Consider the following 5,519-nt stretch of genomic DNA (forward strand, 5'->3'; position numbering starts at 1 on the left):
TACCTGTAAAAATAATCGTATTGATGAATTGCTTCCGCTGCGGGCAAAATCGGTTATTTGCTGATCGTCTAGGTGGGTCTGTCGGACGCATACTAGCCAAGGTGCGGCCTAGGTGGACAAAGCGGCGCTGCACATTGGCGCAGCCGCTTTCATCCACCGCTTTGGCTCCAGCCTGAACGGGCATGTACACTTCTATGTATGCGCGGTCGATGGGGTGTTTGAGGAAGTGCCGGTGGAGGTGGCAGTGGAGGGTGAGTCCGATGCCCAATCCTCACACCGGGCATCGTTTTTCACCTGGCCAGTGCTATCGATGAGACCGCAGTGTCCCAGGTTCAGGCCGATTTGCGCCGACGCACGCGGCTTGCCTTCGCCGGCCGAGGCCTGCTGGAGAGTTGTGATGCCAAAGACATGCTGGCCTACCCGCACAGTGGCTTCTCGGTGGACATCGGTGTGTGCATCGAAGCACACGACCGGGCAGTGCTGGAGCGGCTGCTGCGCTACTGCGCCTGCCCACCCTTTGCTTGTGAACGCCTGGGCAAAGCAGGTGTCGCCTTGGTATACCGCTGTGCCAAGTAGCGCAGCGAGCCAGGCTCGGACAAACGTGGCGCCAAGGTCGACGAGATCACGCTCACGTCACTGGAGCTGATAGCCCGTATTGCCGCCCTAGCGCCCCTGCCGCGCACGCCCGAACCTGCGCCACCCAAGCGCGCACCGGCGCACTACCTGTGGGCGGTGTTGGTAGCCCGCATCTACGAAGTGCTCCCGCTGCTGTGCCTGATGTGCGGTGGGCAGGTGCGCCTGATCGCATTCATTACCGAGGGCACGCAGATCAAGAAGATTCTTGATCACATCGGGGGTGGACCCAGAACTTCCACATATATCCCTGGCGCGCGGGCCACCGTTGTGGGATGACTGTGGTGATGCGCAGATGGATGACGGGGCGCAACTCGAGCCAGCAGATTGGGATCTGGCGGCACACCTCGCTCCCGACTTTGAGATCGATCAGCGGATCAACTGGTGACCGGGCAAAACGGTGACTCAGACGCGCTGGCGGGTAGCGTTGCGTCCGCCATACCCGACGCAACGCTAATCTCTCTTGTGAACAACGCATTTTGGCGGTGGATCGGCCAGGCACGGCCTCGCTGAGGGCGCGACGCGGATTTCTACCTGGGTTGAGGGCTCTTCCAAGGGGTAATACCTGGCCTCACGTGGTTGAAATGCCTATCCGTTGGGCATCAGCATCGCCGCGCCCACGCCTTGCAGCACGCGCGCGGCAATCAACCATGGGAGCCCGGGCTCCGCGGCGCATAAGCCCACGCCCATCAGCAACAAGTGCCGATGGCCGAAACGATCGCCGGCCTCACCGCCGAGCAACAGCAGCGCGCTCAAAGGCAGCAAATTGCCGCTGATCATCCACGATAGGCTGGCGCCGTCGGCCGCCAAAGACTGCGCAATCGCCGGCAATCCGACGATGACGATCGAGCCGTCGACGAAAGCGAGGCTGGACGCGAGCATGGTGGTGGCCAGCACGCCGCGCGGGTGCGACGCTGGAGCCACAGGGGCTGTGATCGTGGCAGCGGCGAGCGCCTACCCACGGTTGCATGAAGCGAGCGCGGCTTCGCTCATCTATAGGCCTAGGTTTCGGCAGCGCTCAGAATCAGGACGACCGGGCGGGCATCCGAGCCGGTCATCGCAGCGACTTCGTTGGTAGCCAAGCTCCATCACATAGTTGCGCAGCAGCGCCTCTTCGTGGTTGCCGGCCGCCAGCAGCGCCCGCAGCCCGTCGTGGGCGTTGAAGACATCCAGCGGGTGCCTGTCAGCGTCGAGAAGCAGCACATGGATGAGGCCGCGCGCGTGCATCATGGCCAGCACGTCGGAGAGCAGATATTCAGTCGTGCAGGCGGTGAAATTGGTCGTCATCACGGTAGCGGGCTTGATCGGGGGTTGTGCATTCATGGCGACAGGGCCGCTTCGAGCAGCGCCTTGTTCATCGTGGAGCGCCCGTTCAGCCCGCGCTGGCGGGCCTCGTTGCGAAGTTGCAGCAAGGTTCGGCCGCCTGGCCCCTTGTGCGAGCGCAGCCCCCCACGTCGGCTGGACGACATGTCGTTGATCGATGAGGTATTGGCCTCCACGGACTCGCCGCCTTGTGCCTGCTCCTTGTTGACGACGCGCGCGGCAATCTCCTCGGCCAGTGGCTGAGGCTTGCTCTGGCCGAGCAGGCTCTCTTTGATGTGCACGTATAGCCGTTCGCGCTTGGCGCTCCAGGCTTTCTGCGGCGTAACGGATCCTTCGCGGCCACAGGTGGATGCAGTGAAACGCAGTGCGCTGTGAGCGGTGTGCCGTGCTGCAAGGCGCTTGGACTTCAGTTTATCTTCAGCGCCGCGATGTTCCTAAATCCGTTGCGTTTACATGTGGTCAATCATCTCGGCGTTGAAGCGGTTCATATTTAGTCCGAGGATCTGCGCATAACCCACCAGTGCCGCTGGCGTGAGGTGATGGGTTTGCGCAAAAAGCAGGTGGTGCATGGGCCAGAACTGGCCCTGTGCCGCCGCCGGCTCTACGTTCGGATGGATCATCTCCACCAACGGTAAGTGCCGGAATATGAAACGTAGCCGATCGCGGTGGGTGTCGACAAGGTGCTGCATCAGCGGCTCGGCCTGGATGCAGGCAGAGCACTCGTAGTCGCCCTACTCCAGCAGTGTGAGCTTTGCATGCGCTTCGCCCAGCACATGGTCGGCCGCCGCCAGCGCGGCCTCGGGCATCTTGACGCTCGCGGCGCCGCTCATGCAGCCACCTCTTCAAGCGTTGCCTGCAAGCTGACCTCAGTCACGGACGCCAGGGCCTTGGACAGCGGACATTCGCGCTTGGCGGCCAGGGCGATCTCCTAGAACCTGGCTTCTTCAATCCCTGGCACGGCGGCCTTCAGCGTGAGTGCGATCCGGTCGATCACGAAGCCCTCACCCTCCTTTTTCAGGCGCACGCGAGCCTGCGTGTCGACCTTTTCGGTGGCAAAACCGGCCTTGTCACAGGCGAATGAAAATGCCATAGTGAAGCACGCTGCATGGGCGGCAGCCAATATTTCCTCCGGGTTCGTGCCCCGGCGGTCGTCCTCGAAACGGCTGGCAAAGCCATACGGGTAGCGTTCGAGGGCGCCGCTCTCGGTGCTGATCTGACCTTTGCCCTCTTTTCCCTGGCCTTCCCAATGAACGCTGGCGGTCTTCTCGGTCATGGTGGTATCAGGCGGAGCCCTTTGGCTTGCCATCATCGCCTGGCCGCGTTGCTAAGATGGCCTTGTCGCTCTGCTCATGCCCATCCACCAGTTTTATCACCCGGTCGCAACGGGCGGATAACCGTGGGTCGTGGGTGACGATCAAGAACGGGGTGTCACTGCGGCTGATGTCGCGCATCAGCGTGAACACTTTGTTGGCGGACACGGTGTCCACGTTGCCCGTGGGTTCGTCCGTCAATAGCAGCGCGGGACGCATGAGCAGCGCACGGGTAAGCGCCAGGCGCTGCTGCTGACCGCCGGACAAATCATTGACCAAGTGATTGCGCCATTCTTTCGGGCTCACTTGGTCAATCAATCCTTCAGCCTGCACGCGCATTGCCGCATTGGGTCTGCCTTGCGCGGCCAGGAACGGCATTGCAATCAACCAGGTCAGCAGTGCCTGCAAACCGAACACCAACTACAGGCTCTTCCATTTGAAGTTCGGCTCGTTGCGCTGGCGCATTTGTGCGTAGTGCTGCTCTTCGGGCTGCCCTCAACTGCGCCAGATAGTGGGCCTAAGGACTCGCTCTGTGGGCAAACGCACAGACCGGCCGTATTGGCAGCAGTAAATTTGTGCTTGCCGCAAATCCTGCAGACATCCCGTCGTGCAGGACGCCTCCAATCGAGGTGTGGCATCAAATCAACTTAACTGAAGGAAAAATCTTATGAATACCCTGATCGATGTTGCCATTGCCGACGGTCATTTCAAAACACTGGCCAAAGCCCTCACAGCAGCAGGACTCGTTGACACCCTCAAAGGTGCTGGCCCTTTCACCGTTTTTGCGCCAACTGACGATGCATTCGCCAAGCTGCCTGCGGGCACCCTTGACGGCCTACTCAAGGACATCCCGAAATTGACCGCGATCCTCAAGTATCACGTAGTGGCCGGCAAGGTTGCTGCAGCCGACGTCGTCAAGCTCGACGGAAAGACGGCCAAGACCCTCAACGGCGGCGACCTCAAGGTCAGCACAACGGGCGGTGTCAAGTTGAATGGCGAGGTCAATGTGACAAAGACCGACGTCGCGGCCTCCAACGGGCTGATCCACGTCATCGACGCGGTGCTGCTGCCGTCGGCTTGATGCTCGCTCACCCAGTAATCCAACCCCTTAAAAGAAAGTCAGGATCAAAAATGAATGCGAAAAAATTGCTCATAGCTGCGGCCTTCACCGGCGCAGCCTTTGCCGCACAGGCCAAGGACATCGTGGACACCGCCGTGGATGCCGGCAACTTCAAGACGCTGGTCGTGGCGCTCAAGGCAGCCGATCTGGTGTCCACGCTCAAGGGCAAGGGACCCTTCACGGTCTTTGCACCCACCGACGAGGCCTTTGCCAAGATCCCGAAAGCCGACCTCGATGCGCTGCTCAAAGACAAGACCAAGTTGAAGGCCGTGCTCACCTACCACGTGGTTCTGGGCAAGGTCATGTCCACGGATCTGAAGGCCGGCAACGTGAAAACCATGCAAGGCAGCAACGTGAAGGTCAGCACCAAGGGCGGCGCGATGGTGGATAACGCCAAAGTGGTGGCAGCCGATGTCGCCGCCGACAATGGGGTGATCCACGCCATCGACACGGTGTTGATGCCCAAGTAAGCGCAGTGCGATGGGCAGCCTGCAACGCGCGCCCCATCGCGCCTTCACAAGCACACTACAATGAGGTTCACCCATGAAAATTGCAACCCAGAGCAATGCCGAACTCACTCACGTCGCGAAGCTGATCGAAAACATCCCGATCGCCATGCTGGCCACCTTGGACGACGACGGCGCCTTGGCCAGCCGCCCGATGACCGCGCTGGAAATGGATGCCCAAGGCGCGCTGTGGTTCTTCACCGATGTGCAATCCTCGAAAGTCGATCATCTGCGCGCTGTCAATCTCAGTTTCACGGACAGGGATGAAGGTGCCTATGTTTCGCTATCGGGCCACGGCGTAATCGATACCGACCGTGCGCGCATCCAGAGCTTGTGGACCTTGTTGGCCAAGCCGTGGTTTCCCGACGGCCCGGACTCAAGCAACCTAGCGCTGCTGAAGTTCATTCCCGATAGGGCTGAATACTGGGATGGGTCCAGCAGCAAGATGGTGCGCGCGTTCGGGATGATCGCCTCCGTCATTGCGGGCAAGCCCGTGGCGCTGGGCGAGCATGGATCGCTTACAGCCTTGTCGGGCGTTGGTGCACTTAAAAGTTGAAGTAAAAAGTACCCCAACTCCGATCATTTATGCAGGAACTTTCTGACTACGGACGGAGTTTGGGCGTCCAG

Annotated in this window: 9 protein-coding genes and 2 pseudogenes; 4 read left to right on the plus strand and 7 right to left on the minus strand. The window is 60.6% G+C overall.

Features of this window, described 5'->3' with window-relative positions:
• Positions 1-184: hypothetical protein (locus AAKU61_RS22850; RefSeq protein WP_503012674.1), on the minus strand; the 184-nt coding region annotated here is incomplete at its 3' end.
• Between AAKU61_RS22850 and AAKU61_RS22005 the strand changes: the two are divergent.
• A pseudogene (locus AAKU61_RS22005) lies at positions 113-1,021 on the plus strand (transposase); the annotation flags it as partial. The gene AAKU61_RS22850 and the pseudogene AAKU61_RS22005 overlap by 72 nt on opposite strands.
• Before the next feature lie 200 nt (positions 1,022-1,221).
• Here the strand turns inward: AAKU61_RS22005 and AAKU61_RS22010 are convergent.
• The 6 genes and pseudogenes from AAKU61_RS22010 to AAKU61_RS22035 form a co-directional block, all read right to left on the minus strand.
• Complete coding sequence (locus AAKU61_RS22010) at positions 1,222-1,530, minus strand: MFS transporter (protein ID WP_354335704.1); 309 nt, start codon at positions 1,528-1,530, stop codon at positions 1,222-1,224.
• 96 nt (positions 1,531-1,626) lie between these two features.
• Complete coding sequence (locus tag AAKU61_RS22015; RefSeq protein WP_354335706.1) at positions 1,627-1,956, minus strand: DUF294 nucleotidyltransferase-like/CBS domain-containing protein; 330 nt, start codon at positions 1,954-1,956, stop codon at positions 1,627-1,629.
• Positions 1,953-2,237, minus strand: coding sequence for a plasmid stabilization protein (locus AAKU61_RS22020; protein WP_354335708.1), 285 nt, complete (start codon positions 2,235-2,237; stop codon positions 1,953-1,955). The genes AAKU61_RS22015 and AAKU61_RS22020 overlap by 4 nt, the downstream gene beginning before the upstream one ends.
• A 168-nt stretch (positions 2,238-2,405) precedes the next feature.
• A complete protein-coding gene (locus AAKU61_RS22025) occupies positions 2,406-2,645 on the minus strand; it encodes a DsbA family protein (protein ID WP_354335710.1) in 240 nt (79 codons plus the stop codon).
• Positions 2,646-2,782: 137 nt separating this feature from the next.
• Positions 2,783-3,229 (minus strand): annotated as a pseudogene (locus AAKU61_RS22030) (OsmC family protein).
• A 7-nt stretch (positions 3,230-3,236) separates the two neighbouring features.
• Positions 3,237-3,674 (minus strand): ATP-binding cassette domain-containing protein, encoded by a 438-nt coding sequence (locus AAKU61_RS22035; RefSeq protein WP_354335712.1) that lies wholly within the window; start codon positions 3,672-3,674, stop codon positions 3,237-3,239.
• 259 nt (positions 3,675-3,933) lie between these two features.
• Here AAKU61_RS22035 and AAKU61_RS22040 point away from each other — a divergent pair, with 259 nt between their 5' ends.
• The 3 genes from AAKU61_RS22040 to AAKU61_RS22050 all read left to right on the plus strand — a co-directional run bounded on the left by AAKU61_RS22040 (position 3,934) and on the right by AAKU61_RS22050 (position 5,448).
• On the plus strand, positions 3,934-4,347 hold the full coding sequence (locus AAKU61_RS22040) for a fasciclin domain-containing protein (protein WP_354335714.1): 414 nt from the start codon (positions 3,934-3,936) through the stop codon (positions 4,345-4,347).
• A 50-nt stretch (positions 4,348-4,397) separates the two neighbouring features.
• Complete coding sequence (locus AAKU61_RS22045; RefSeq protein ID WP_354335716.1) at positions 4,398-4,856, plus strand: fasciclin domain-containing protein; 459 nt, start codon at positions 4,398-4,400, stop codon at positions 4,854-4,856.
• A gap of 73 nt (positions 4,857-4,929) precedes the next feature.
• Positions 4,930-5,448 (plus strand): pyridoxamine 5'-phosphate oxidase family protein, encoded by a 519-nt coding sequence (locus AAKU61_RS22050; protein ID WP_354335718.1) that lies wholly within the window; start codon positions 4,930-4,932, stop codon positions 5,446-5,448.
• The last annotated feature ends 71 nt before the right edge of the window (positions 5,449-5,519 follow it).

It is taken from the genome of Undibacterium sp. GrIS 1.2 (assembly GCF_040544435.1).
Taxonomy (GTDB): Bacteria; Pseudomonadota; Gammaproteobacteria; order Burkholderiales; family Burkholderiaceae_D; genus Undibacterium.